Source organism: Micromonospora luteifusca (assembly GCF_016907275.1).
Taxonomy (GTDB): domain Bacteria; phylum Actinomycetota; class Actinomycetes; order Mycobacteriales; family Micromonosporaceae; genus Micromonospora; species Micromonospora luteifusca.
In genome coordinates, this window is record NZ_JAFBBP010000001.1 from 4967565 (window position 1) to 4993195 (window position 25631).

Genomic DNA, 25631 nt, shown 5'->3' on the forward strand with positions numbered 1-25631 from the left:
GGGCCGGTTGTGGGTTCTCGGCGGCACCCACCTGGTGGCTGTGGGGGAAAGTGCACGTCGACATGGCCATTCAGTTGATGCCGCGTACCGGGGCGAGTCGGACATGATCTTGAGGTGCAGGTTGATCATGAGAGCGAAGCAGTGTCAGGCGGAGAAGAAGGCCGGCCGGTCGGGCGGTGGACGGCGCTGCGCGGGTCACTGATCCTCGCCGGCCAACTGGTCGCGGTGCTGGCGATGACGGTCGTCGCCGCCACGGCCTTCTGCCTCATCCCGCTGGGTGTCGGTGTGCTGATCTTTCCCGGCTGCGTACGCGTCCTGCATCGCCAGGCCGAGCGACTGGGCCGGACGGATCAACGTTTTGCCGGCATCGACGTCGCGGTGCCGAGCCTGCCGGACCCCGCCGCGTCCGGATTCGTCGCCCAGGCGCGTCGATGCTGGCGACTCGTCAACGACCGCGCCTTCTGGCACCTGATGCGGTGGGCGGTCGTCGACCCGTTCACCAGCACCGTGCTCGTGATGATCGCACCCCTCGGGCTCGTCGGCTGGGGTCTGTACGGGGTTGTGGCCATGCCGATCCTCTACCTCGGCCTCCGGCTGGAACCCACCGAATGGTACGTGTTCATCCCGGTCACGACGGCCAGCACGGTGCCGTACGCGGCCGTCCTCGGCTGCGCTCTGGTCGTCATCGGCCTGCTCAGCGCCCCCTGGTGGTTGCGGGTGCAGGCCCGTTGGTCGTCCGTGCTGATCGGCAGCCACCTGGTCGATCTGCAAGCGCGGGTCTCCGTCCTCTCGGCCAGCCGCGAAGAGGTCCGCGACGACGCGGCCGCGCAGCTTCGCCGCCTCGAACGGGACGTGCACGACGGCGCTCAGGCCCAACTCGTGGCGATCGGCATGAAGCTGGGCTTCGCCGAGACGCTCATGGCCAGCGACACGAACGCCGCGCTCGCCCTCATCGGGCAGGCGCGCGACGACTCCTCGAACGCCCTTGGTGAGCTGCGCGACCTCATGCGCGGGATCCACCCGCCCGTCCTCGCCGATCGCGGCCTGGGCGCGGCGATCGAGGCGATGGCCATCGAGTCGGCCCTGCCGGTGACCACGCGGATACGGCTACCCGTCCGTCTGGACTCGTCGCTTGAAGCCGCGGCGTACTTCGCCACCCGCGAACTCCTGACCAACGCCGCGAAGCATTCCGGCGCGGCTCACCTCGCGGTGACGGCGGACATCGACGAGGGCAACCTCCGCATCGAGGTGCGCGATGACGGCAAGGGGGGCGCGGTGGTCGTCCCCGGCAGCGGGCTCGACGGTACGCGCCGACGGCTGGCCGCCTTCGACGGCACTCTCACCGTCCGGAGCCCGGTGGGCGGCCCGACGGAGATCGCGTTGGAGGTGCCGTGCGCGTAGTCGTCGCAGAAGACCAGATAATGCTGCGTGTGGGCCTGGTCAGCCTGCTCGAGGCCGTCGGTCATGAGGTGGTCGAGCAGGTGGGTACCGGACCCGAGCTGAGTCGGGTGCTCGGCGACTGGCGGGCCGACGTCGCGATCGTCGACATCCGCCTGCCCCCGTCGCACACCGACGAGGGGTTGCGCGCCGTGCTGGCGGCGCGACGGGTCCGACCGGCGCTGCCGGTCCTACTGTTCTCGCAGTACGTCGAGCAGTTGTACGTGCGTGAACTCCTCGCCGACCAGGCCGGTGGGATCGGCTACCTGTTGAAGGATCGGGTGTCCCATCCTCGCCAGTTCATGGACGCCCTCGACCAGGTCGCCGCCGGCGGCACCGTCCTCGACCCCACGGTCATCAGCGCGCTCATCAACCGGGTCGAACGGGGCGGGCCCGTCGGCACGCTCACGGGACGCGAGCGGCAGGTCCTCGACCTCATGGCGCAGGGGCGCTCGAACACGGCGATCGGCTCCGAGATGCACATCAGCGAGAGCGCGACGACCAAACACATCTCGAACGTGTTCACGAAGCTCGGTCTGCACCCGAGTCTCGACGACAACCGACGGGTCCTGGCGGTACTCGCCTACCTCAACGAACGCTGAGCCCGCTTGGTAGCTGAGCCTGCTTGGTGGAGGAAACTGCACCGCAGTCGGAGGGCCAGCTCCAGTACAAGCAGCCGCCGCCTGTCCGAGGCTGGACACATGACGCAGACTTCTCCTCCGACCGGAGCGGGTAGGGCCCGTGTGACGACGGTTGTCGTCGCGTTCCTCGCGGTGTCGGCCGCCGCCTCGCCGGTGTTCGCGCTGGCGCAGGGGGTAACTGGGCTCGATCCGACCATCCTGGTGCTCGCCCAGTTCTCCACCGCCGTCGGCGCCCTCGTCGCGTACGCCATCTGGCGAGGCCGCCTTCCCTACCCGCGTACGACCAGACGAGGCGTTCTCGCCCCACTCTGTGCCGCCGCCGGGCTGTCGCTGATGATCACCCTGGTCCTCTGGCTTCTGGCGATCGCCGAACCGCACCGCTGGCAGTCGCTGCACACCTCGACGCTTCCCGCGCCACTGGCCCTGATCCTGCTGGCGCAGTTCCTTGGCGCGGCCGGCGAGGAAATCGGCTGGCGGGGCTTCGTGCAACCCATGCTCGAAACACGCATGGCGACGCTGTCGGCCGCCGCCATCACCGGCCTGTTGTTCGGGCTCGGCCATTTCCCGATGGCAGGCGCCGGGCTCGCGGTCTACTCCGTCTTCGTCGTATCGGCCATCGGGCTGTCCGTCGCCGCGGCGGCCGTCACGACCGGACGCCCATGGTGGGCTCGTGTCCTCGTGTCCACCGTCCTGCACTGGGGCATCAACATCGGGATACTCGTCGGCTTCTCCAACGCCGATGAATCCATGCGATGGATGGCCAACACCGCGATTGCGATGGGTCTCATCGGAGCGGCGTGCGTCCCGCTCCTCATTCGGTCGAAGCAGAGGGTGTCGAGTGGTTTGTCGGCACCACGAGCGGCCGTCGGCGTCTAGGGCCTGTGTCAGGCGCGGGCCGCGATAGGGCAGGGTGGCGCTGCACTCTCGGCCATCGGGCCAATCTACCGACGGATCCACGGCAAAGGTCAACGAAGGCAGGGATCACGGTGTTCACACACCCGGTCCACGCTGGCTAGCGTAGGGCTCGTGCAGATTGGCGTGAACGTTCCGAACTTCGCCCCGGGTACCGACCCCGACCTGCTGCGACAGTGGGCGCAGACGGTCGAGGGTCTCGGCTTCGACCTGCTGATGGTCTCCGACCACATCGCGGTGACCCCGGACGTGGCCGAGCAGTATCCGGCGCCCTTCTACGAGCCGTTCACCACGCTGTCCTGGCTGGCCGGGGTGACCCGCCGGGTCCGGCTGGGCACGACCGTGCTCATCGTCCCGTACCGGCACCCGCTGCTCACCGCCCGGATGGCGGCGAACCTCAACCGGCTCAGCGGCGGCCGGCTCGTCCTCGGCGTCGGGGTCGGCTGGGCCCGGCAGGAGTTCGAGGCGCTCGGCGTGCCGTTCCGGCGGCGCGGCGCGCTGACCGACGAGTACCTGCACGCCATGCGCGAGGCATGGAAGGACACCGACGACTACGACACGGGTGCGATCCCGATCTGGGTCGGTGGCAACAGTGACGCCGGTATGCGCCGGGCGGTACTGCTCGGTGACGCCTGGCACCCGTTGCGGTTCACGCCCGGATGGCTGGCCGAGGCCGCCGGGCGGCTGAGGGCCATCGCCGACGAACTGGCTCGTCCGGTGCCCGCGTTGATGCCGCGCATCGCGCTGCGGGAGGCAGCCGAACCGGTCACCGCCCCGGACCGGCTGGCCGGTGTCGGCACCATCGACCAGATCATCGCCGACATCGACCAGATCCGTCTGCTCGGGGCGGAGACGGTGGTGCTCGACCCGTTCAACGGCGACCTGACCGAGATCCGCCAGCCCGAACGCGCCTGGCGGACACTCGCCGCCGTGGCCGCGTACCACAGCTCCCAGGAGGACCGATGACCCCCGACGACGAGAAGTTCCTCCGCCGCGCCGTGGTGCTCGCCAGCCAGGCCGGGGCGTCCGGCGAACGCCCGTTCGCCTCGTTGCTGGTCGATGCGGACGGCACCGTTCTGATCGAGGACCACAACACGGTTGTCTCCGACTCGGACATCACCGCCCATCCGGAGTTGAAGCTGGCCCGCTGGGCCGCTCGGGAACTCGCTCCCGAGGTGGCCGCCGGCACCACCATGTTCACCAGTTGCCAGCCCTGCCCGATGTGCGCGACCGCGATCGACCGGTCCGGGCTCGGCCGGGTGGTGTACGCCCTGTCGAGCGAACAGTTCGAGGAGGTCAAGCCGGCCACCCCGCCGCTGCTCCCGGTGCGCTACGAGGGGCCGGCGCTGTTCGATGCGGCGCGCCAGCCGATCGACGACTACTACTGACCAGGGGCGCGTCAACTGGGGTTGACACGGGTTGCACTGTCAACGTATGTTGACGGCATGAGTCAGGCGACAGAACTCGCGGCGGCAGCCGGCAGCACCGACCCCCGGGTCGGGCTGCGCGCCGTCCGCGCGCTGCGCCGGCTGCTCGAGCGGCTCGAGGTGGTCCAGGTGGACAACGCCCGTCGACAGGGCTGGTCCTGGCAGGAGATCGCCGACGCGCTCGAGGTCAGCCGGCAGGCGGTGCACAAGAAGCACGCTGGGCGACCGGCGGTCAATTCATCCTGGGAGGCGTGATGTTCGAACGGTTCACCGACCGGGCGCGCGGCGTGGTGCGACGGGCGCTGGAGGAGGCTCGGGCCGAGGGCCAACGGCCGGTCGGCACCGAGCACCTGCTGCTCGCCCTGCTCGATGACGACGCCGGCCTGGCCAGCCGGGTGCTCGCCGACGCCGGCGTGCGCGCCGACGACCTGCGCGAGCGCGTCCGCCGGCACACCGTCAGCGGTGGCGCCGGCCTCGGCGACGCGGACGCGGCGGCCCTGCGGGAGATCGGCATCGACCTGGCCGCGATCGTGGCCCGCATCGAGGAGTCCTTCGGCCCGGACGCGCTGCGCGAGGCCGTGCCGGCACCACGCAGCCGCTGGGGTCGCAGGCGGCGGCGGTACCTCGGCGGTCCGTTCTCGCCCCGGTCGAAGAAGGCATTGGAGTTGTCACTGCGGGAGGCGCTGCGCCTGCACCACCGCCACATCGGCACCGAGCACATCCTGCTCGGGGTGCTGCGGGAGGGGCACGGGCTGGGTGCGCTGGTGCTCACCGAAGCCGGCATCGACCTCGACGATCTGCGCCGACGGGTGGAGGTCGCACTGCGGGCGGCGGCCTGACGGGGTGCGCTCGCGTTGAAACCTGTCTGTGGCACTTCCGACGCCAGCCGCTCGCCGGGTCGCTGAAGCCGTACCGGTGCTGCACACTGGCGCCGTGGATGCTGGACAGGACAGGCAGCCCTCGGGCGGCGACGGCGGGCTGCGCTCCGCCGTGGTGGTCAACCCGGTGAAGGTCGACGATCTCGACGACCTGCGCCGCACCGTGACCGACGCCCTGACCGCCGCGGGCTGGCCCGAGCCGCAGTGGTTCGAAACCACCGTCGACGACCCGGGCCGCGGGCAGACCGAACAGGCGGTCAAGGCCGGCGTCGACCTGGTCTTCGCCTGCGGCGGCGACGGCACCGTGATGTCCTGCGTCAGCGCGCTGGTCGGCACCGACGTGGCCCTCGCTGTGCTGCCGCAGGGCACCGGCAACCTGCTCGCCGCCAACCTCGGGCTCTCCACCGACCTGGCCGCCGGGCTGCAGGTCGCCGTCGAGCGCGGTCGACGGCTCCTCGACGTCGGCGCCGTCGAGGACCGGTACTTCACCGTGATGGCCGGCATGGGCTTCGACGCCCAGATGCTGGCCGCCACCTCGGAGACCACCAAGGCCCGCATCGGCTGGCCCGCGTACGTCATGGGCGCCGCCCGGCACCTGCGGGACCGGCCGATGCGGGTGCAGATCCGCATCGACGACCGCCCACCGGTGCGCCGCCGGGCCCGCTCGGTCCTGATCGCCAACGTCGGCCGGCTCCAAGGCGGCGTGACCCTGCTGACCGAGGCCGAGCCGGACGACGGCTGGCTCGACGTCGCCGTGCTCACCCCGCGCAACCTGCGGCACTGGCTCGCGCTCGGCTGGGCGGTGATCCGCCGCAGCGGCCAGGTGCCGCAGATGGAGGTGTTCCGGGGCCGCCGCGTGCTGGTCACCAGCAACCGGGCCCAGCCCAGGGAGCTGGACGGCGACCTCATCTCCCCGGGTCGGCACCTGCGGGCGGACATTCGGCCCCAGGCACTCTGGCTCTGCGTCCCCCAACCCGAGGGCGCCCCCGACCTGGCCGTCGACGCGCAAGGAGCGGGAGAGCGGGGCGAGCAGCTGATCGAGGAGGCGCGCCGTGAGTAGCACGCGGATCGTGCCGGAGACCCGGCTGATGGCCGACGAGGAGCTGTCCGCCGACGACGCCTGGCACACACTGCGCCGCCAGGGCGGCTGGCACCTGCTGCGGGACGCCTTCATCCGGTTCCGCTACGGCGACGGGTTCAGCCACTCCAGGGCCTTCGCGTTGCAGCTCTGCCTCGCCGTGGTGCCGTTCCTGATCGCCCTCACCGGCCTGATCAGCGAGCTGGGCGTCGAGGAGGGCGGCCAGGTAGTCGCCGACACCGTCCTGGCACTCACCCCGGGGCAGAGCGCGCAGATGGTCGCCGAACTGCTGGGTGAGGGCGACCGCGTCGAGGATGCCGGGGAGCTGGCACTCACCCTCGGTCTGCTCACCGGCCTGTTCGCGCTGACCACCACCATGGCCCAGATCGAGCGGGGCGCCAACCGCATCTACGGTGTCGAGCGGGACCGCCCCGTGCTGCGCAAATACCTCCGTGCCGCCGTGCTGGCCGTCACCGCCGGCCTGCCCGCGCTCGCCGGCTTTCTGATCCTGGTCGGCGGCGGCGCGATGGGTGACTCGGTGCGCCGACACTACGAGTGGGGCGCGGTGGCCAACGGCATCTGGGACGTGGTCCGCTTCCCCCTGAGCCTCGGGCTGACCGTCCTCGCCGTCGCCGTGCTGTTCCGGCACGCGCCGCGCCGCAACCAGCCCGGCCTGTCCTGGCTTCTGTTCGGCGCGGGCATCGCCACGGCCCTGTGGTGGCTGGCCAGCCTGCTGCTCGCCGCGTACGTGCGGTTCAGTGACGGCTTCGGGCAGACCTACGGCGCGTTGACCGGCATGATGGCGCTGCTGCTCTGGGCCAACCTGACCGGGATGGCGCTCTTCGGTGGGCTGGCCTTCGCCGCCCAGTTGGAGGCCCTGCGGATCGGTGTGGAGGAGCCGGCCCAACCGGATCTGTGGGAGCCCGACAATGACCGCGCCGAACTGCTCGACACCGGGGACATGACGGCGCTCTAGCGGCACCGGCGTGTACGACGGACGCGGATCGGGTAAAGCGCCTGCCCAGACGGACAAGGGAGGTGCGGGGTGACCGCGGTCAAAGAGGTGGCGCGACGTCCGATCGGTCATTTCGCCGAGCGGAGCATCGCCGGTCTGGTGGCCGTCACCGGCGCCGGGGTGGCCTTCGGGCTGTTGTTGCTGCTCGTCCGGGTGCGGTGGAGCCCACTACAGGACGTCGACCACGCGGGCGCCGAGTGGTTCAACGGGCTCGTCGCCCCACACCACGCACTGGTCACCGTCCTGCAGGCGGTGACCGACCTGGGCGGCCGCCCGATCCTCATCTGGTTGGTCAGCATCGCCGTGGTCGGGCTGCTGATTCGGAGACAACCACGGCTGGCCGTCTACCTGATCATCACCGGCGTCGGTGGCCTGATCCTCGATCCGTCGCTGAAGACGCTGGTCGGCCGGCTCCGCCCGGTCGTGGACGTGCCGATCGCCAGCGCCCCGGGGAACAGCTTCCCGAGCGGGCACGCGCTGGGCTCGTTCGTCGCGTACGGGGCTCTGCTGCTGGTGTTCCTGCCGGCCATGACGCCCCGCTGGCGCAAGCCGGCGATCGTCGGCGTCGGCGTGCTGGTGGCGCTGGTCGGTCTGACCCGGATCGCGTTGGGTGTGCACTACCTCTCGGACGTGCTGGCCGGCTGGCTGCTCGGCGCGGCCTGGCTGGGCGTCACCGCGTACGCCTTCCGGCTGTGGCGCCGCGAGCGGGGGCGCACGGTGCCGCCGCTGACCGAGGGCCTGGAGCCGGAGGCCGGGCACGACATCGCTCCCGCCCCGGCGGAGGAGCACGTGCTGGCCCACCCTCGCTCGGCGGTGGCCGAGCTGCTGGTCGGTTGGGTGCTCGTGTTCGGGGCGCTGTACGGCTTCGGCACGTACGTCAGCTACCACGCCAAGGGCACCTTCTTCGACACCCTCGACACGGAGGTGCCCCGCTGGTTCGCCGAGCGGCACACCGAGGTGCTGACGGAGGTGAGCTGGTGGTGGAGCAAGTTCGGTGACACCCACGCGATCCTGATCATCTCGCTGGTGTTCTGCCCACTGGTGCTGGCGGTCTGGCGGCGCTGGCGGCCGGTGCTCTTCGTGGCGCTGGCGATGGTGGGGGAGCTGACCCTCTTCCTCGCCTCGGCCCGGGCCGTCGACCGGCCTCGACCGGCGGTGGAGAATCTCGACGGGCAGATGCCCACCTCGTCGTTCCCGTCGGGGCACATCGCGGCCACGATCTGCGTCTGGCTGGCGATCACCGTCATCGTGTTCCCGCGTACCGATCGGTGGTGGCGTTGGGTCTTCGTGGCGCTGGCTGTGATCATGCCGATCGGGGTGGCCACCTCCCGGATGTACCGGGGGATGCATCACCCGACCGACTTCATGGGCGCGATCCTGCTCTCCGCGCTCTGGATCGGGCTGCTCTACCTCGTCATCCGCCCGAACGCCGACCTGGAGGAAGGCAACCAGCCGGCCATCGAGTCGGAGGATGTGGACACCCTCGACGACGAGCTGGCGCGGGCCGGCCGGGCCGACTGAGCGCCGCCGTGCTGCGGGCGATGACCTGGAACATCCGCACCGGCGGTCGGGATCGCGGCGGCTCCGACCGGCTGGATCAGGTGGTCCAGGTCATCGACGAGCAGGCGCCGGACGTGCTGGCCTTACAGGAGCTGCGTGGCTTCGACCGCGGCGGGCTGATGGCCGCGGTGGCGGGCCGGCTGGGCATGACGCCCCACCTGGCCCGGTCCTGCTTCGGGCAGCCGGTGGCGGTGCTGGTCCGGCCGCCGTACCAGGTCGTCGACGCGGGGACGCTGCGCCGGCCGTTCCACCACGCCGCCGTCCGCGTCGTGGTGGCGACCTCCGCCGGCCCGTTCACCGTGCTCGGCACCCACCTCTACCCGTACTCCGGGGGTCGGCGGCGGATGGAGGTCGACTGGCTGGTCCGCGCGGTGCGGCGTGCCCCGGGACCGCTGACCCTCGTCACCGGTGACCTCAACTCGCTCGACCCGACCGTCGACCACACCGAGCGGCTGGCCGGGATGCCGGCCCTCTACCGGCGGCGGCACCTTCGCCGCTCCGGTGGCGCCGTGGACACTCGCGCGATCGGCCGGCTGCTCGCCGCCGACCTGGTCGACCTGTGGCCGTCCTGCAACGTCGGAGCGCCGGAGGCCGCCGGCCTTACCGTTCCCACCCGGTTCGGCGGGGCGGAGTTCGCCGGTATGCGGCTGGACTACCTGCTCGGCACCCACGCCGTGGCCGAGCGGTTGCGGGAATCCCGGGTGCTCCGTGGCGGAGCGGCGGACACGGCCTCGGACCACTATCCGCTGCTGGCCGCGATCGAGGTGGACGCCGGCTGAAGCTGCTCGCCGCCCCGGCCCCGCGCCGCTGACCGTGGCGGCGCAGGCCCTCAGAGCACCAGGTTGAACAGGACGGTGAGCACCACCGAGGCCACGATCGAGAAGAGGATCATCAGGAGGCAGCCGAGGCCACCGCCGAGCGGGCGGATCTCCGTGTTGCCGAAGCGCATGAGGGTCACCTGTCCGTGAGTGCGCAATGCGCGGCGAGGAACTTGTGGATCGCGTCCGCGACCGCCGTCGGGGCCGTCGTGGCCACGTTGTGCGAGGCACCGGGAACGACCACGAGGTTGGCGTCCGGCACGAGCCGGGCCGCCTGGGCACGCCACTGGGCCGGTACGACCGGGTCACGCTCGCCAGCTACGACCAGGGTCGGCGCGGTGATCCGGACCAGATCCGTCTCGATCGTGTTGTGCACCGAGTGCGACAGCGTCGCGAGGACCCGCCAGGGTCGGGCGTTCCAGATGTCCCGACCCAGGATCGGCGCCTGCAACGGTGCCTCGCCCAGCGCGTCCAGCAGCAACCGACCGAGTTGAGCCCGAGGGGACCGGGCCGCCGGGTCGCTGGTCGGTCCGGCCAACACCAGCGCGCGTACCGCGTCCGGATGGGTCGCGGCGAGCGCGGCGGCCACCTCCGCGCCGAAGGAGTGCCCGAGCAGGCAGACCGGTGGCAGCCGGTACGCGGCCAGCCACGCGGCCAGGTGCTCGGCGTGCCTCTGGACGTCGTACGCGCCCTCGGGGTGCTCGGTCAGCCCGAACCCGGGCAGGTCCGGCACGTACACCGGGTGGGTGGTGGCGAGCGCGACGGCCAACGGCGTGAGGTAACGGTGCGAGACGGCCAGGCCGTGCACCAGCACCACGGGCGGCGCCCCGGTCCCCGGGTCCGCGCTGCGCCGGGTGTGGGTGCGCAGTCCGTCGACGAGCAGCCACTCGCTGGTCAGTCCGGCGGCCGGTCGGGGCGCGGCCGGGCGCGGCGCAGGTCGACCGGACCGAAGCGGCCCGATGGCCTCGGCGTCACAACGCCCGCAACCGGGGCAGCAACTGCTCCTGCGCCCAGTCCAGGAACATCGGCTGGGTCTCGCCACCGACCTGGACGATCGCCACATGGGTGAAACCGGCGTCGACGAACTTGCGGAACGCCTCGACGTGCGCGTCCACGTCAGGGCCGCAGGGAATGCCCTCGGCGACGTCCTCTTCGCGGACGAACTGGGTGGCGGCGGCGAAGGACTCCGGGCCGGGCAGGTCGGCGTTGACCTTCCAACCCATCCCGAACCAGCGGAACTGGTCGTGCACGATCTTGCGGCATTCGGCCTCGTCGGGGCCGTAGCAGATGGCAACCTGCCCGTAGCGGGGCTGGCCGACGCCCCCGGCGTCGTCGTACATCTCGATGATGCGCCGGTCGGGCTCGGTGGAGATGATGCCGTTGCCGTACTCGGCGGCCAGCGTCGCGGACTGTCGACCGGACGCGGCGACGGCCATCGGCACCGGCCGCTCGGGGCGATCCCAGACGTAGGCGTCGGGCACGTCGAAGTGATTGCCGGAGAAGGTCAGCGTCTCCCCGTTGAGCAACGGCCGGATGATCTGCAGTGCCTCCTCGAACATCTCGTGCCGTTGCTGCACGTGCGGCCAGCCGCCGACCACGTGCTCGTTCAGGTTCTCCCCGGCGCCCAGGCCGAGGGTGAACCGGCCGTCCGAGAGTGCGCCGATCGTGCTGGCCTTCTGCGCGACCACGGCCGGGTGGTAGCGGCGGATCGGGCAGGTCACGAAGGACATCAGCTGCGCGCGGGAGGTGGCATGGGCGACCGCGCCGAGCACCGACCAGGCGTACGGGGAGTGGCCCTGCGAGTCCAGCCAGGGGGAGTAGTGATCGGACATCACCAGTTGGTCGAAGCCGGCCGCCTCGGCCCGTACCGCATGGTGAACCAGGTCCTTGGGCCCGGCCTGCTCGCTCATCAGGGTGTAGCCGACGCTGACCATCCTGGTATCCCCTTTCACTGACGGATCGTTCCCGGCATACCCAGGTCGGCAGTGGTCAACCCTCCCGTCCGGTTCGCGCCGGTAGTGCTTGACGGATGGCGGCGACCTGCCTACCGTCGTTCTTAACCGGTTAAGACCGGGGGTGTGGCGCACATCCTGTGGTGGGGATGATCGCCCCGTGACGGCCCGCGTCCGCGTGGGCCGTTGCGGCTGTCCAGGGCTTGGCCCTGATCACTGAACCGGTTGCGCCGATCAAGCCATCGCCATACGCTGATGTCCGCGCGCCACGAGTCGGGGCGCGGCTGCCGGGCTGCAGCCGCCTTCCCCTGTCACGTCCCACCCCTGTCGGGCACCGGGGGTCCTCCCTGAGGAAGGCCATGAAGACTCGACTCACCGCCGCCGGTGCGGCCCTGCTCGCGTTGCTCGTCGCCGTGCTGGCATTCGGCCAGCCGGCGCACGCGGCGGCCGGTTTCACCGTCGCGAACGGCAAGTTGTACGACGCCAACGGTGCCGAATTCATCATGCGCGGCGTCAACCACGCGCACACCTGGTACCCGCAGCAGACCAGCACGTTCGCCGACGTCAAGGCCCTCGGCGCGAACACCGTGCGGGTGGTGCTCTCCAGCGGCGACCGGTGGACCCGCAACACCAACGCCGACGTCGCCAACGTCATCTCGCTGTGCAAGGCCAACCGGCTGATCTGCGTGCTGGAGGTGCACGACACCACCGGGTACGGCGAGCAGAGCGGGGCGATCACCCTCGACCGGGCCGTCGACTACTGGCTCAGCCTCGCCGACGTTCTCGCCGGCCAGGAAAGATACGTCATCGTCAACATCGGCAATGAGCCGTACGGCAACCAGAACTACGCCTCCTGGGCCACCGACAACGCCAACGCGATCAAGCGCCTACGTACTGGCGGGCTGACCCACACGATCATGGTGGACGCGCCGAACTGGGGGCAGGACTGGTCGTTCACCATGCGGGACAACGCCGCGTCGGTCTTCGCCGCCGACCCGGCGCGCAACACCGTCTTCTCCATCCACATGTACGGGGTCTTCGACACCGCTGCGGAGATCAGCGACTACCTGGGCCGTTTCCGCGCTGCCGGCCTGCCCGTCGTGGTGGGCGAGTTCGGCTTCAACCACTCCGACGGCGACCCGGACGAGGACACCATCCTCTCCTACAGCCAGGCGAACGGGATCGGTTGGCTGGGCTGGTCGTGGAGCGGCAACGGCGGTGGCGTGGAATATCTCGACCTGGCCACCTCCTTCAACCCGGCCAACCTGACCAGTTGGGGTCAGCGGCTCTTCAACGGCGCCAACGGCATCCGGCAGACCGCCCGGGAGGCCAGCGTCTTCGGTGGCACCCCGCCGCCCACCACGCCCCCACCGACGACGCCCCCACCGACCACCCCTCCGCCGACCACGCCCCCGCCCACCACCCCGCCGCCGGCCGGTGGCTGTGTTGCCACGTACACGGTCGTCAACCAGTGGCAGGGCGGCTTCCAGGGCGAGGTGCGGGTAACCGCTGGCGCTACGGCGATCACCGGGTGGACGGCCCGCTGGACCTTCGCCGGCGGTCAGAGCGTCAGCCAGTCCTGGAACACCACGTTGACCAGCAGCGGCGCCACGGTGACGGCACGCAACGCGGACTACAACGGTCGACTCGCGGCCGGTGCCAGCACCAGTTTCGGCTTCGTCGGCGGCTGGACCGGCAGTAACGCCGTGCCGCAGGTGAGCTGCACCGTGAGCTGATCATCGAACCAGCGACGGTGGCCGGGTCCGTGCGGGCCCGGCCACTTCTGTGCCGCGCGGTGCCCGAGCGTAGATCGCAGATGATGAATGACCTGGCAGGATGCTGCTGTGTGGGATTTGCCACATCCATCGGAGACGGCAAATGAACTGTTCGATCCCTAAGGTGGCCCTGCGGTTGCTTTCCGGCAACCGTTCAGCCCGCAGGGGCCACGGGGATCCTTTTTGTACGACTGTGCACAGTTGCGCCCACGAGCGATGGGCGCGACCAGTTTCACCACGCCCGGAGCCAGTGTGCCGTGCTCAACAGCCGACGACGTCAGCGCGGCACCACGTGCCCTCGCGGCGTTTCGACGCACGTCGTCACTGACGCCGGTACGCGCCGCGCAGCGTCCCTGCCCTCCGATCCAGAAAGGATCGTTTGTGTCATCGTCTAATCGGCGGCGAGCAGTCCAGGCAGGCCTGCTCGCGGTAACCCTGGTGGCGGGGCTCCTCAACGCCTCGCCGGCTCAGGCCGTGACCGGAGGAGCGCCCGTCACCGACGGGTCGTTCGACTTCGTTGCCAAGGTCGACGTCGGATCGATGGAGCGCTCGTGCAGCGGCTCTCTGGTCGACGCCTGGTGGGTGCTCACCGCCAAGAGTTGCTTCAGCTTCGACGGCCAGCCCGTGGTCGCGGGCAAGCCGACCAAGCCGACGACGGTCACCATCGGGCGCCCCGACCTCACCAAGTCGACGGGCACGGTCGTTCCGGCCTTCCGGATCGTGCCGCACGCCACTCGTGACCTCGTGCTCGTGCGGCTGTCCCACCGCGTCGACGTGACCCCGGTGGCGCTGGGTGCCGCACCCGCGGTCGGCGAGCAGCTCACCGGTGCCGGCTTCGGTCGTACCGCCACCGCCTGGGTTCCCGACCAGTTGCACGGCGGATCGTTCGCTGTCCAGGCGGTCGGGGCGTCCACCCTGGACATCCTGGGTAGCGGGCAGACCGGTATCTGCCGCGGCGACCTCGGCGGCCCCACCGTTCGCGTGGTGGGCGGCAAGCCGCAGTTGGTCGGCGTGCACCAGACCTCGTGGCAGGGCGGTTGCCTCGCCGAGACGGAGACTCGCCGCGACGCGGTGGACAGTCGGGTCGACGACCTCGCGTCCTGGTTCGCCGCGACCATGCCGCAGGGTGTGGCGACCGACGCCACCGAGGATCTGAACTTCCTGTACACGTACGACTCGGGGGATGCCGGTCCGACGACGTTTCCGACGAACTCGACGGGCGGTTTTCCCGGCCCGATCGGATCGTGGACGGGCGGTGGGAAGGACTATTACCACCGGGACCGGGTCAAGGTGTTCAACGACGACTTCGACGGTGACGGCATCAAGGACCTTGTGGTCCTGTCGACCCGCACCGATGGCAGCTTCGCCATCGACACGTTCATCACCGGTCCGGACGGCAAGTACGGTGCGCCGCTGCGTTCCTGGACGGCGGATGCCACCTGGGGTCATCTCGGTGCCATGAAGATGGCCTCCGGCGACTTCAACGGCGATGGCCGGGCCGACCTGACCGGCTTCTACGGCTTCAAGAGCGGCACCGGCGACGAGGCCTGGATCAACTGGATCGCCCGACCGGACGGCGGCTTCGACGCCCCGTCCACGGTGTGGCGGGCGTCGGAGTTCGGCACCTGGGGCTACACCGCGGTCTTCGCCGGGGACGTCAACGGGGACGGCCGGGCCGACGCCTCCCTCTTCTACCGCTACGACAGCGGGGCCATGTCGATCTTCACCTGGCCGGGTCAGGCCGACGGAAAGTTCGGCACCCCGTACACCTCCTGGTCCACCCCGAAGGAGAAGCCGTTCGGTGTGCTCTCCGCGATGAAGTTGGCCGACGGTGACTTCAACGGCGACGGTCGCGGCGACGTGGCGGTGTTGTACAACTACGGAGGCAGCCACACCGGTCTGCACACCTGGACGGGCAAGGCGGACGGGACCTTCAACGCGCCCGTCGCGTCCTGGTCGTCGACCGGCTTCGGCCAGTTCGCCAAGATGAAGCTGGCCACCGGCGACTACAACGGCGACAAGCGCGACGATCTGGGCGTGCTCTACTGGTACGCCGACGACAGCTTGGGGATGCACACCTTCACCTCGACGACGAGCGGAGGCTTCAACGCGCCGTTCGGAACGTGGCTGAACCGTCCGCGGACCTTCGGTTGGTGGGTCAACATGCGGTTCGACGGCGAGTGATCATCTCTGCCTGAGGGGGTTCCCCCGCTTCCCCGACGGGAGGCGGGGGAACCCCCTCACCGCTGTCGTCAGTGCTCTCCGCTCAGGTTGACGATGACCACCCCCGCGATGATCAACGCGATGCCGGCGAGTTTGACCAACCCGACCGGCTCGTCCAGGAACACCGCCCCGATCGCCACGATGGTCGCGGTGCCCAGGCCCGACCAGAGGGCGTACGCGACGCCCACCGGGATCTCCTTGACGGCCTGGGCCAGCAGGAGAAACGCCAGCACGTAACCGCCGAGGCACCCAACGGTCGGCCAGAGCCGGCTGAACCCGGCGGTGCTCTTGAGCAGGCTGGTTGCCAGCACCTCGGCGAGGATGGCGATCCCCAGCAGCACGTACGCCATGCGTCCCCAGTTCTGCATGCTCGGCGGAAGTCGTCGGTGGTCAGGCTAACGGCCCCACCGGTGCCAGGACGGCGCGTGGGTTCCCCGGGCACCTGTCGTCGACCGCGCCGATCAGGCCTCGGGTCAGGCCTCGGGTCAGGCCTCGGGTGCGGGCGGCGAGGCTTCGGCGGCGAGCCGGGCCGCTCGCATGGTGAGGTAGCGCTGTTCGGGAACGCTGCTCGTGCGCGCGGCGGCGGCCCGGAAGTCCGTGACTGCCTGCTCCCGGTCACCGGCCATCTCGTGCAGGTGGGCGCGGGCGGCGGGCAGCCGGTGGTGCCCGGCCAGTCGGGGGTCGTCGGCCAGCGCGTCGAGGGCGGCTAGGCCGGCCGCCGGCCCGTACACCATGGCTGTTGCCACGGCCCGGTTGAGCGCCACCACCGGGCTGCCGACGAGCCTCTCCAGCACCTGATAGAGCGCCAGGATCTGCGGCCAGTCGGTCTGCTGAGTGCTCGGCGCCTCGTCGTGCAGGGCGGCGATGGCGGCCTGCACCTGGTACGGGCCGATCGGCCCGCGCGGCAGCGCACGGGTGACCAGCGCGACGCCCTCGGCGATCGCCGTCGCATCCCAGCGGCTGCGGTCCTGATCGGCCAGTGAGATCAGCTCGCCGGAGGGCCCGGTCCGCGCCGGCCCGCGCGCCTCGGTGAGCAGCATCAACGCCAGCAGACCGGCCGATTCGCTGTCGTCGGGCAGCAGCGTGTGCAGCGCACGGGTCAGCCGGATCGCCTCTACCGCGAGGTCGATCCGGCGCAGGTCCGGGCCGGTGGTGCTGGTGTGTCCCTCGGTGAAGACCAGGTAGAGCACCTGCCGGACGGCCGTCAACCGGTCGGCCCGCTCCGCCGGCTCGGGCATCCGGAACGGCAACCCGGACGCGCGGATGCGCTGCTTGGCCCGGCTGATCCGCTGTGCCATGGTCGCCTCGGGCACCAGGAACGCCCGCGCGATCTCAGCGGTGCTCAGCCCGCCGACGGCGCGCAGGGTCAGCGCCACGGCCGACGCCGGGGCGAGCGCCGGGTGGCAGCAGAGCATCAGCAGGACGAGTGTGTCGTCCCGTTCGGCGGTCAACTCCTCGTCCGCGGCCGGCGCGTACTGTCGGTCGTCCGGGTCCCGGCGTGCGACCAGGTCCTCCCGGCGGCGTCGGGCCTGCTCACCGCGGACCAGCTCGATCATCCGGCGGTAACCGACCTGGATCAGCCAGCCGCGCGGGTTGGCCGGCACCCCCTCGGCCGGCCACTGGGTGGCGGCGGCCAGCAACGCCTCCTGCACCGCGTCCTCGGCGGTGGCGAAGTCACCGAAGCGCCGGGCGAGCACGCCGAGGACCTGCGGCGCCAACTCGCGCAGCAGGTCCTCGAAGCGGGGATCGGTGGAGGCCAGCCCTCACAACTCCTGGGCAGGGGCGGACATCACCGGGTGCACCTCGATCGGCATGTTCAGTGGGCGGCCGCCGGGGCCGGGTGCGGTGGAGATGTACGCGGCCAGTTCCACCGCCCGCTGCGGGCTGTCGCAGTCGATGATCCAGAAGCCGGCGAGGAACTCCTTCGTCTCGGCGAACGGCCCTTCGGTGACCACCGGCGTCCCGCCCTCACCGGCGCAGACGATTCGGGCCTGCTGCGGGCCGCCGAGGCCCTGTGCGTCGACCCACTCGCCGGCCGCGGTGAGCTTGTCGTTGACCTCGCCCATGAACGCGATGTGCGCCTGGACCTCCTGCGGGGTCCAGGTGTCGATGCCGGGGAAGTCCGTTCCGGCGGCGCTGAACTGCATCAGCAGCATGTACTTCATGGTTGGCTCCTCACGCCTGCGCACCCTCGTCGGTGCTCTCACCCTGAGGTAGAAGCAGGCGGCACCCTTCTCGACACCCCGACCAGAGATTCCCCGGAATCTTTTCAAACGACGGCATCGACCTCCAGCACCAGGCTCTGCTCCGGGTGCAGGGCGGGCAACTGCACGCCCACCCGGGCCAGCGCGGCCCCGCTGAGAGTGACACCGCCTGCCAGCCGGACCGGTGCCGCCCGCTCGATGGTCGCCGGGGCCGGGACGCCCGTCACCGGCCGCACGAGGTAACGCCGGTCCGGGTCCAGACCGGGCAGCCGGACCGCGCCGGGGACCTGCGTGACCGAGGTGGCCAGCCGTGCCACCGCGTACACCGCCCGGCTCTTGTCGCCCTCGACCACACCGTGCGCCCAGACGGCCGGGTCCGGGTGGTCGACCCGGACCACCCGGCCGGCGTGCAGCAGCGGGCGCAGCCGCTTGTGCAGTGCCACCCAGGCGGCCAGCTCGGTCTGCTCGGCGGCACTGATCGACGCGATGTCCCACTCGATGCCGTGGTGGCCGAAGATCGCGGTCGCCGCCCGGAAGCCCAGGTCGTGTACGCGGTTGGTGGTGTGCGAGCGTTCCGGGCCGACGTGCGTGCCGATCAGCTCCGGTGGCAGCAGCAACCCGGTCCAGCGCTGGATGCTGAGCCGTTCCAGGGCGTCGTTGCAGTCGCTCGCCCAGACCCGGTCGGTCCGGGCCAGGATGGCCAGGTCCACCCGTGCGCCGCCGGAAGAGCAGCTCTCGATCTCCACGCCGGGATGCCGGCGGCGCAGCTCGTCGAGGAGCCGGTAGACCGCGAGGGTCTGCCCGTGCACCCCGGGCCGGCTGTGGTGCCCGGCCTCGGTGAGGTCCCGGTTCTGGTCCCACTTGAGGTAACTGATCCCGGGATGGTCGGTGAGCAGGGTGTCGAGGCGTTCCAGCAGGTAGTCGTACGTCTCCGGGATGCCCAGGTCGAGCACCTGCTGGTTGCGCCAGGCCGGCGGCAGCCGCCCCGGCACGGCCAGCAGCCAGTCCGGGTGCGCGCGGAACAGGTCGGAGTCGGGGTTGACCATCTCCGGCTCGACCCACAGGCCGAACTCCAGGCCCCGGCCGGTCACGTGGTCGATCAGCGGTTGCAGGCCGTCGGGCCAGACGCCCTCGTCGACGTACCAGTCGCCGAGCCCTGCGGTGTCGTCGCGCCGGCCGCGGAACCAACCGTCGTCGAGCACGAACCGCTCCACACCGATCTGCGCGGCCCGGTCGGCGAGCGCCCGCAGCCGGTCCAGGTCGTGGTCGAAGTAGACCGCTTCCCAGACGTTGAGGGTCACCGGTCGGGGGGAGCGCGGGTGCGAGGGGCGAGCCCGCAGATGCCTGTGCAGCACGTCGCTGAGCCCGTCGAGCCCGGCGTCGGACCAGACCGCGTAGAGCAGGGGAGTGTCGTACGACTCGCCGGGGCCGAGCCGGATCTCTCCGGGGGCCAGCAACTCGCCGCCGCCGAGGGTCGACTCGCCGGTGGGCTGCCGCTCGGCGAAGGTGACGTGGTCGCCGCTCCACGCGGTGTGCACCGCCCAGACCTCGCCGTGGCCGAAGCCGAATCCGGCGGTGCCCGCCACCAGCAGCAGGGTGGCGTCGTGTCCGGTCCGCCCGTGCCGGCCCTCCCGGACCCAACTGCCCTGCTGCCACAGGTGCCGCTGCGGAGAACGTTCCCGGCACCACCGGCCGGTCAGGTCGAGCAGTTCGGTGGCGACCGCCGGCACCGGGAGGACCGGGGTCAGCTCCCGCAGCTCGTACGCGCTGTCGCCGTCGTTGCGTAGCCGGTGGCGAATGGTCAGCAGGCCGTGCGGGTCCAGCGCGATCTCGATGGCCAGGGCCAGACCGGCGGCCGGGTCCGACGCCCGCACGGTCAGGCGCGCCGTGTCCGAGCCGCTGTCGTCCACGTCCAGGCCGTCGAGGCGGAACGCGGTGGACCAGTCCCTTCCGTCGCGGTGCCCGGCCAATCCCGGCCGGCCGCTCCAGCCGGCACTGAGCTCCGGCAGCAGCGACAGGACGGTCGGCTCGTCGAAGCTGCTCGGCACCACCGGCGGTACGGTCGCGTCCGCGAGCTGACGTCGGCCGTCGTCGTCGAGGTCGCCGACGTCGCCGCCCCAGTGCACGACCCGGGGCAGCCCCGGGCCGCGCGCGTCGAGCAGCAGGCTGGTCCGCGCGCGGCGCAGGTGCAGGATCGTCATCCTTTGGAGGCTCCCAGGGTCAGGCCCCGAACGAAGTGCCGCTGGAGTATAAAGAAGATCACCAGGGTGGGGATCGCGACGAGCACGCTGCCCGCCGAGACCAGGTTGTTGTCGGTGAAGAACTCACCACGCAGGTTGTTGAGCGAGCTGGTCACCGGGAACTTGTCGCCGGTACGCATCAGGACCGTGGCCCAGAAGAACTCGTTGTAGATCCAGGTCACCTCCAGGGTCGCCAACGCGGCCAGGGCCGGCCGGCACAGCGGCATGGTGACCTGCCAGTACTGCCGCCAGATGCTGGCCCCGTCGACCATCGCCGCCTCGTACAGGTCGCGGGGCAACGCCTTCATGTAGTTGCTGAGCACGAAGACGCAGAATCCACACTGGAAGGCGACGTTCACCAGGATCAGGCCCCAGTAACTGTCGTAGAGCAGCTCCGAGTCGCTCATGAACTCCGGCAGCGGCACCTCGGTGAACAGCCGGAACAGCGGGATGAGCAGCGCCTGCTGGGGCAGGAGGTTGGCTGCGGTGAACACCCCGAGCAGCACGATGTTGAGTTTCCAGCTGAACCGCGCGATGACGAACGCCACGCAGGAGGCGAGGAAGAGGGTCAGCAGCACCGCCGGCACGGTGATGTACACCGAGTTGAGGAAGTGCTGCCCGAACTCCGCCGTCCGCCAGGCGGTGACGTAGTTGTCGAGGGTCCAGCCGCCGAACGAGACGTAGCCGTTGGCGGCGGTGTAGTCGTACGAGCGCAGCGAGGTCAGCACCGCCCAGGCGATCGGGAAGAGCCAGGCCAGCGAGACGACGATGAGGAAGCCGTGCAGCAGCAACCGCAGCGGGGTCAGCTTGCGGCGGCGCTGCGGCGCGTGGGGTTCGCCCTCGGTACGCCGGGCGATGGTCGCGGTGCTCATTCCCGGTTCTCCCTCATCACGGTCGCCAGGTAGATGGTGATGAAGACCAGCGAGACGACCAGCATGATCGTCGCCAGTGCCGAGCCGAACCCGATCCGGCTCGCCTCACCCACCACGTTCTGGGTGACCAGCGCGGAGATCAGCTCCAACCCGTTGCGGCCCTTGTTGACGACCCAGACCAGGTCGAACGCCCGCAGTGACTCGATCACCGTCACCACCAGCACGATGATGTTGATCGGTCGCAGCACCGGGAAGACCACCCGGAAGAAGGCCCGGCTCTCCGAGGCCCCGTCGACCGCCGCTGCCTCGCGCAGGGACGGGTCGACGCCCTTCAGCCCGGCCAGGTAGAGCAGCATGATGTACCCGACGTGCCGCCATCCGGAGGCGACCATGACCGCCCAGATGTTGACGTTCGAGTCGCCGTACCAGTCGATGTTGCTGCCGAAGACGGCGTTGATCAGACCCTGGTCGCGGGAGTAGAGCAGCTGCCAGACGAAGCCGATCAACGCCAGCGAGAGCACCACCGGCAGGTAGAGCGCGGTCTGGTAGAAGCGGCTGCCGCGTATCTCCTTGTCGAGCAGGACGGCCAGGAACATGCCGAACGGGGTGGCGACCACGAACAACGCCGCCAGCCAGAGCAGGTTGTGCTGGATCGCCGGCACGAACGGCGGGTAGATGTTCACCACGTCGCTGTAGTTTCGTGCGCCGACGAACTCGATCTCGTTGAGTGGGCCGATGCCGTCCCAGTTGGTGCCGGAGAGCAGCACGGTGGCCACCGCCGGCAGCCAGACGAACCCGGTGACGAGCAGCAGCGGGACGAGCACCATCAGCGTGATCACCACGCGGTCGGTGCGGGACAGGAGCCGTAGCCGCCGGCGACGACCACCCGTGGAGGTGGTCGCGGCCGGCGGCGGCACGGCGCGATCCGCTTGGATCAGGGGTAGGTCGGACATGATGTCCTCCCCCTTCCGCCGTCAGTCAGTGAAGATCGACTTTTTCTGGTTTTCGATGCTCGAGGTGAGCCCGTCGATGTCCTTGGGGTTCTTGATGAACTGCTGGATCGCCGGGATCATCACCGTGGAAGCGAAGTCCGGCCGGGTGTCCCGGTCGAGGAACTGGGCGATCTCGGTGGCCGACCCGACCAGTTCGGCGGCCTTCTTCTGCAGTGCGGTGTAGCCGCCGACGTCCGCGCCACTGTTGGCGACGAGGACGGCTGGGTCGTTCTTGAGGTTGATGTCCGCGGCGGCCTTGCCACCGAAGTACTCCAGCAGCTTGCGCGCGTTGTCCTCGTTCTTGGGCTTGCGGGCCATCATGTAGCCGTCGATCGGAGCGTCCAAAGCCTTGGCGCCGATGGCCGGGTCGATCTCGGGGAAGGTGAAGAAGTCGAGGTCGTCCTGCTCGTCGTTGCTGAACTGCTGACCGACGAAGAGACCGAGCAGGTACATGCCGCTCTTCTTCTGCTGCAACGACTGCGCGGCCTCCTGCCAGGTGCGGCCGAGGCTGTCCGGCTGGTGCAGGGGGAGCAGGCCGGCCCAGGTGTCGAAGACCTTCTTGACCTTGTCGGAGGTCCAGGCTTCCTTACCGGCCATCAGGTCGACGTGGAACTGGTATCCGTTGATCCGCAGGTTGAGGATGTCGAAGGTGCCCATCGCCGGCCAGCCGTCCTTGTCGGCGAAGGCGATGGGGATGAGGCCGTCCCGTTTCATCTGCGCGCCGAGCGCGGTGAACTGGTCCAGGGTGGTGGGCACCTGGTAGCCGTGCTGCTGCCACACCGACTTGCGGTAGAAGACCGCCCACGGGTAGTACGTCGCCGGTACGAAGTACTGTTTGCCGTCGTCGCCGGTGGATGCCTTCTTGAAGGCATCGGAGTATCCGGAGAGCTTGCTCCACACGTCGCTGATGTCGCTGGCCAGGCCCTTCTGCGCGAAGAAGCGCATCCGGTAGCCGGCGAACCAGGTGAACACGTCGTCCGGCTTGCCCTGCAGGTAGTTGTTGATGTTCTCCTGGAACGTGTTGTGGTCGACCGTGTTCACCGCGACCTGCACCCCGGACGAGGTCTTGAACCCGTCGGTGACCTTGGCGAGGACGTCCTTCGGCTTGGGGTCGGACTGGTTCGAGCCGAGCGACACGTCCTTACTGGACCCTCCGGAGCCGGCGTCGTCGCCGCAGCCGGCGAGCAGGCCGGTGCCGAGCAGCGCACCCGTGCCGGCCGCGCCAGCCAGCAGCGATCGCCGGTTGATGCCGGCGACTGAGGACGGTACGAGCCGAGCGAGGTACTCGGCTTGGGACTGGGGACGGGACATCTGTGCCTCCTGCGGATGAAGAGGTGCTACGCCCAAGGGCCGTCAGGGGTGGTGAAGGCGGTGCCGGCGTCGTGATCACACATTGAGATCCACCGAGAACCCACATTGGCGAACACGAACGGCCATTGGGGCCTCAAGCTACCCTTCAGTCGGACTCTGTCAAGAGGGCAGTTCGCCTCTGATAACCCAGTCGTGATGCGGCTGTTACGTGGTAAACGTTGGAAACGAATCTATGTTGGAACCTGTTGACTTCGGTGGATCTGTGGGTGCACCCTCAGCTGTCATGCGGCGATGGCAGGGTGACAGCATCTATTTCGGCGGCGATTACAACCCCGAGCAGTGGCCCGAGGAAATCTGGTCGGAGGACGTCGAGCTCATGCGCCGGGCCGGGGTCAACCTGGTCTCCGTCGGCATCTTTTCCTGGGCGCTGCTGGAGCCCACGCCGGGCCGGTTCGAGTTCGGCTGGCTGGACCGCGTGCTGGACCTCCTGCACGTCGGCGGTATCCAGGTCGACCTCGCCACCGCCACCGCCAGCCCGCCACCGTGGCTCGCCCGGGCGTACCCGGAGACGTTGCCCCGCCGTGCCGACGGCGCGATCCTCTGGCCGGGCGGTCGACAGGCGTACTGCCCCAGCTCCCCGGTGTTCCGCGAGCGGTCGCTGGATTTGGTGCGCGCGGTCGCCGGCCGCTACGCCGAGCACCCGGCGGTGGTGATGTGGCACGTCTCCAACGAGTTGGGCTGCCACAACGTGCACTGCTACTGCGATGTCAGCGCCGCGGCGTTCCGTGGCTGGCTGCGGGAGCGCTACGGCGACCTGGACCGGCTCAACGACGCCTGGGGCACGGCCTTCTGGAGTCAGCGCTACGGCGACTGGGCCGAGATCAACCCGCCGCGCACGGCGCTGACCTTCGCGAACCCCACGCAGCAGCTCGACTTCCTGCGCTTCTCCTCCGACGAGCAGCGCGCCCAACTGCGCGCGGAACGGGACGTGCTCAGCAAGCTGGTCCGTCAGCCGGTCACCACCAACTTCATGATCGGCATGGGCGTCAAGCACATGGATTACCACTCCTGGGCCGACGACGTGGACCTGGTCTCCAACGACCACTACCTGACCGCCGCCGACCCGCAGGGACATCTCGGGCTGGCGTTCGCCGCCGACCACACCCGAGGCGTCGCCGGCGGTGATCCCTGGTTGCTGATGGAGCACTCCACCAGCGCGGTCAACTGGCAGCCGCGCAACGTGGCCAAGCTGCCCGGGCAGCTACGGCGCAACAGTCTGGCGCATGTCGCCCGCGGCGCCGACGGGGTGTTGTTCTTCCAGTGGCGCGCCTCCCGGGCCGGTGCCGAGAAGTTCCACTCCGCGCTCGTGCCGCACACCGGGCCGGACACCAAGGTGTTCCGCGAGGTCTGCCAGCTCGGCGCCGACCTCAAGGCGCTGGCCGAGGTACGTGGCAGTCGCGTGGACGCCGACGTGGCGATCCTGTTCGACTGGGAAGCATGGTGGGGCGTCGAGTTGGATTCCCACCCCAGCGTCGACGTCCGGTACGTCGACCGCCTCACCGCCCTGTACGGAGCGCTCTGGCGAGCCGGCGTGACCGCCGACATCATCCACCCGTCGGCGGACCTCAGCGGCTACCGGCTGGTCCTGGCGCCGACCCTCTACCTGGTCCGGGACGCCGACGTCGCGGCACTGCACTCCTACGTCGAGGGTGGTGGCACGGTCGCCGTCACCTACTTCAGCGGCATCGTGGACTCCAACGACCACATCCGGCTCGGCGGCTACCCGGGCGCGTTCCGGGAGTTGCTCGGTGTACGCACCGAGGAGTTCTTCCCCCTGCGCGAGGGCGAGCAGGTCCGACTCGACGACGGCAGCACCGCCGACGTGTGGACCGAGTGGCTGCACCCCGACGGCGCCGAGGTGCTCGCGTCGTACACCGATGGGCCCTTGCCGGGCGTGCCGGCGCTGACCCGACATCGGGTTGGCGACGGCGCCGCCTGGTACGTCGCCACCCGGTTGGACGAGCCGGCCACGGATCGACTCGTCGCCCGGCTCGTCGCGGAGGCCGGCGTGCGTCCGGCGGCGCCGGCACCATCCGGGGTGGAGGTGGTTCGACGACGTGACGGCGACCGGAGCTGGCTGTTCGCGATCAACCACACCGACACCGAGGTACGCCTGCCGGCGCGCGGCGTCGAGTTGTTGACCGGAGGACACTGCACCGGTGAGCTGGCACTGCCAGCCGGTGAGGTGGCGGTGGTCCGTGAGGATCGGACCTGATTCTGACGACAGTCACGGCGC

The 25631-nt window shown here is 70.1% G+C and carries 22 protein-coding genes and 1 pseudogene; 14 read left to right on the forward strand and 9 right to left on the reverse strand.

The window, feature by feature from the left end; translation table 11 throughout:
• The first annotated feature begins 114 nt into the window (after positions 1-114).
• From JOD64_RS22700 to JOD64_RS22750, 11 genes are all read left to right on the forward strand, one after another.
• The gene (locus JOD64_RS22700) at positions 115-1401 is read left to right on the forward strand and encodes a sensor histidine kinase (protein WP_204944052.1); all 1287 of its coding nucleotides are present in this window, start codon (positions 115-117) and stop codon (positions 1399-1401) included.
• On the forward strand, positions 1392-2039 hold the full coding sequence (locus JOD64_RS22705) for a response regulator transcription factor (RefSeq protein WP_204944053.1): 648 nt from the start codon (positions 1392-1394) through the stop codon (positions 2037-2039). Before JOD64_RS22700 ends, JOD64_RS22705 begins: the two co-directional genes overlap by 10 nt.
• Positions 2040-2180: 141 nt before the next feature.
• The gene (locus JOD64_RS22710) at positions 2181-2954 is read left to right on the forward strand and encodes a CPBP family intramembrane glutamic endopeptidase (RefSeq protein ID WP_204944054.1); all 774 of its coding nucleotides are present in this window, start codon (positions 2181-2183) and stop codon (positions 2952-2954) included.
• Positions 2955-3104: 150 nt separating this feature from the next.
• Complete coding sequence (locus JOD64_RS22715) at positions 3105-3956, forward strand: LLM class flavin-dependent oxidoreductase (protein ID WP_204944055.1); 852 nt, start codon at positions 3105-3107, stop codon at positions 3954-3956.
• Positions 3953-4378, forward strand: a complete 426-nt coding sequence (locus JOD64_RS22720) for a nucleoside deaminase (protein ID WP_204944056.1) — start codon at positions 3953-3955, stop codon at positions 4376-4378. The genes JOD64_RS22715 and JOD64_RS22720 overlap by 4 nt, the downstream gene beginning before the upstream one ends.
• Positions 4379-4435: 57 nt before the next feature.
• Positions 4436-4672 (forward strand): HTH domain-containing protein, encoded by a 237-nt coding sequence (locus tag JOD64_RS22725; protein WP_007457155.1) that lies wholly within the window; start codon positions 4436-4438, stop codon positions 4670-4672.
• Entirely contained in the window at positions 4672-5256 is a 585-nt protein-coding gene (locus JOD64_RS22730; protein ID WP_204944057.1) for a Clp protease N-terminal domain-containing protein, read from the forward strand. Before JOD64_RS22725 ends, JOD64_RS22730 begins: the two co-directional genes overlap by 1 nt.
• A 94-nt stretch (positions 5257-5350) precedes the next feature.
• The gene (locus JOD64_RS22735) at positions 5351-6355 is read left to right on the forward strand and encodes a diacylglycerol/lipid kinase family protein (protein WP_204944058.1); all 1005 of its coding nucleotides are present in this window, start codon (positions 5351-5353) and stop codon (positions 6353-6355) included.
• The gene (locus tag JOD64_RS22740) at positions 6348-7349 is read left to right on the forward strand and encodes a YihY/virulence factor BrkB family protein (protein ID WP_204944059.1); all 1002 of its coding nucleotides are present in this window, start codon (positions 6348-6350) and stop codon (positions 7347-7349) included. Before JOD64_RS22735 ends, JOD64_RS22740 begins: the two co-directional genes overlap by 8 nt.
• Positions 7350-7418: 69 nt before the next feature.
• Positions 7419-8909: a phosphatase PAP2 family protein gene (locus JOD64_RS22745; RefSeq protein WP_204944060.1), complete on the forward strand. Its 1491-nt coding sequence runs from the start codon at positions 7419-7421 to the stop codon at positions 8907-8909.
• Between the two features lie 8 nt (positions 8910-8917).
• Positions 8918-9727, forward strand: a complete 810-nt coding sequence (locus JOD64_RS22750; protein ID WP_204944061.1) for an endonuclease/exonuclease/phosphatase family protein — start codon at positions 8918-8920, stop codon at positions 9725-9727.
• Between the two features lie 175 nt (positions 9728-9902).
• Here JOD64_RS22750 and JOD64_RS22755 read toward each other — a convergent pair whose 3' ends face one another.
• Both JOD64_RS22755 and JOD64_RS22760 read right to left on the reverse strand, forming a co-directional pair.
• Positions 9903-10583: an alpha/beta fold hydrolase gene (locus JOD64_RS22755; RefSeq protein WP_307813565.1), complete on the reverse strand. Its 681-nt coding sequence runs from the start codon at positions 10581-10583 to the stop codon at positions 9903-9905.
• Between the two features lie 154 nt (positions 10584-10737).
• Positions 10738-11700: a TIGR03557 family F420-dependent LLM class oxidoreductase gene (locus JOD64_RS22760; protein ID WP_204944063.1), complete on the reverse strand. Its 963-nt coding sequence runs from the start codon at positions 11698-11700 to the stop codon at positions 10738-10740.
• Positions 11701-12077: 377 nt separating this feature from the next.
• Here JOD64_RS22760 and JOD64_RS22765 point away from each other — a divergent pair, with 377 nt between their 5' ends.
• Positions 12078-13454, forward strand: coding sequence for a cellulase family glycosylhydrolase (locus JOD64_RS22765; RefSeq protein WP_204944064.1), 1377 nt, complete (start codon positions 12078-12080; stop codon positions 13452-13454).
• 420 nt (positions 13455-13874) lie between these two features.
• Positions 13875-15677, forward strand: coding sequence for a trypsin-like serine protease (locus JOD64_RS22770; RefSeq protein ID WP_204944065.1), 1803 nt, complete (start codon positions 13875-13877; stop codon positions 15675-15677).
• A gap of 68 nt (positions 15678-15745) precedes the next feature.
• On the opposite strand, the pseudogene JOD64_RS22775 reads toward JOD64_RS22770, so the two are convergent.
• The 7 genes and pseudogenes from JOD64_RS22775 to JOD64_RS22805 all read right to left on the reverse strand — a co-directional run.
• Positions 15746-16087, reverse strand: a pseudogene (locus JOD64_RS22775) (DMT family transporter); the annotation flags it as partial.
• Positions 16088-16201: 114 nt separating this feature from the next.
• Positions 16202-17476, reverse strand: coding sequence for an RNA polymerase sigma factor (locus JOD64_RS22780; protein WP_204946192.1), 1275 nt, complete (start codon positions 17474-17476; stop codon positions 16202-16204).
• Positions 17477-17479: 3 nt separating this feature from the next.
• Positions 17480-17881: a YciI family protein gene (locus tag JOD64_RS22785; protein ID WP_204944067.1), complete on the reverse strand. Its 402-nt coding sequence runs from the start codon at positions 17879-17881 to the stop codon at positions 17480-17482.
• Between the two features lie 104 nt (positions 17882-17985).
• On the reverse strand, positions 17986-20121 hold the full coding sequence (locus JOD64_RS22790) for an alpha-galactosidase (protein ID WP_204944068.1): 2136 nt from the start codon (positions 20119-20121) through the stop codon (positions 17986-17988).
• Positions 20118-21032 (reverse strand): carbohydrate ABC transporter permease, encoded by a 915-nt coding sequence (locus JOD64_RS22795; protein ID WP_204944069.1) that lies wholly within the window; start codon positions 21030-21032, stop codon positions 20118-20120. The genes JOD64_RS22790 and JOD64_RS22795 overlap by 4 nt, the downstream gene beginning before the upstream one ends.
• Complete coding sequence (locus tag JOD64_RS22800; RefSeq protein WP_204944070.1) at positions 21029-21985, reverse strand: carbohydrate ABC transporter permease; 957 nt, start codon at positions 21983-21985, stop codon at positions 21029-21031. Before JOD64_RS22800 ends, JOD64_RS22795 begins: the two co-directional genes overlap by 4 nt.
• 21 nt (positions 21986-22006) lie before the next feature.
• The gene (locus JOD64_RS22805; protein WP_204944071.1) at positions 22007-23335 is read right to left on the reverse strand and encodes an ABC transporter substrate-binding protein; all 1329 of its coding nucleotides are present in this window, start codon (positions 23333-23335) and stop codon (positions 22007-22009) included.
• 283 nt (positions 23336-23618) lie between these two features.
• Between JOD64_RS22805 and JOD64_RS22810 the strand changes: the two genes are divergently transcribed.
• Entirely contained in the window at positions 23619-25610 is a 1992-nt protein-coding gene (locus JOD64_RS22810) for a beta-galactosidase (protein WP_204944072.1), read from the forward strand.
• The last annotated feature ends 21 nt before the right edge of the window (positions 25611-25631 follow it).

Bases quoted from the DNA above. Each gene is read 5' to 3' on its own strand.
- JOD64_RS22720 (WP_204944056.1), top strand. From the start codon at position 3,953: ATGACCCCCGACGACGAGAAGTTCCTCCGCCGCGCCGTGGTGCTCGCC.
- JOD64_RS22725 (WP_007457155.1), top strand. From the start codon at position 4,436: ATGAGTCAGGCGACAGAACTCGCGGCGGCAGCCGGCAGCACCGACCCC.
- JOD64_RS22730 (WP_204944057.1), top strand. From the start codon at position 4,672: ATGTTCGAACGGTTCACCGACCGGGCGCGCGGCGTGGTGCGACGGGCG.
- JOD64_RS22760 (WP_204944063.1), bottom strand. From the start codon at position 11,700: ATGGTCAGCGTCGGCTACACCCTGATGAGCGAGCAGGCCGGGCCCAAG.
- JOD64_RS22765 (WP_204944064.1), top strand. From the start codon at position 12,078: ATGAAGACTCGACTCACCGCCGCCGGTGCGGCCCTGCTCGCGTTGCTC.
- JOD64_RS22785 (WP_204944067.1), bottom strand. From the start codon at position 17,881: ATGAAGTACATGCTGCTGATGCAGTTCAGCGCCGCCGGAACGGACTTC.
- JOD64_RS22790 (WP_204944068.1), bottom strand. From the start codon at position 20,121: ATGACGATCCTGCACCTGCGCCGCGCGCGGACCAGCCTGCTGCTCGAC.
- JOD64_RS22795 (WP_204944069.1), bottom strand. From the start codon at position 21,032: ATGAGCACCGCGACCATCGCCCGGCGTACCGAGGGCGAACCCCACGCG.
- JOD64_RS22800 (WP_204944070.1), bottom strand. From the start codon at position 21,985: ATGTCCGACCTACCCCTGATCCAAGCGGATCGCGCCGTGCCGCCGCCG.
- JOD64_RS22805 (WP_204944071.1), bottom strand. From the start codon at position 23,335: ATGTCCCGTCCCCAGTCCCAAGCCGAGTACCTCGCTCGGCTCGTACCG.
- JOD64_RS22810 (WP_204944072.1), top strand. From the start codon at position 23,619: ATGCGGCGATGGCAGGGTGACAGCATCTATTTCGGCGGCGATTACAAC.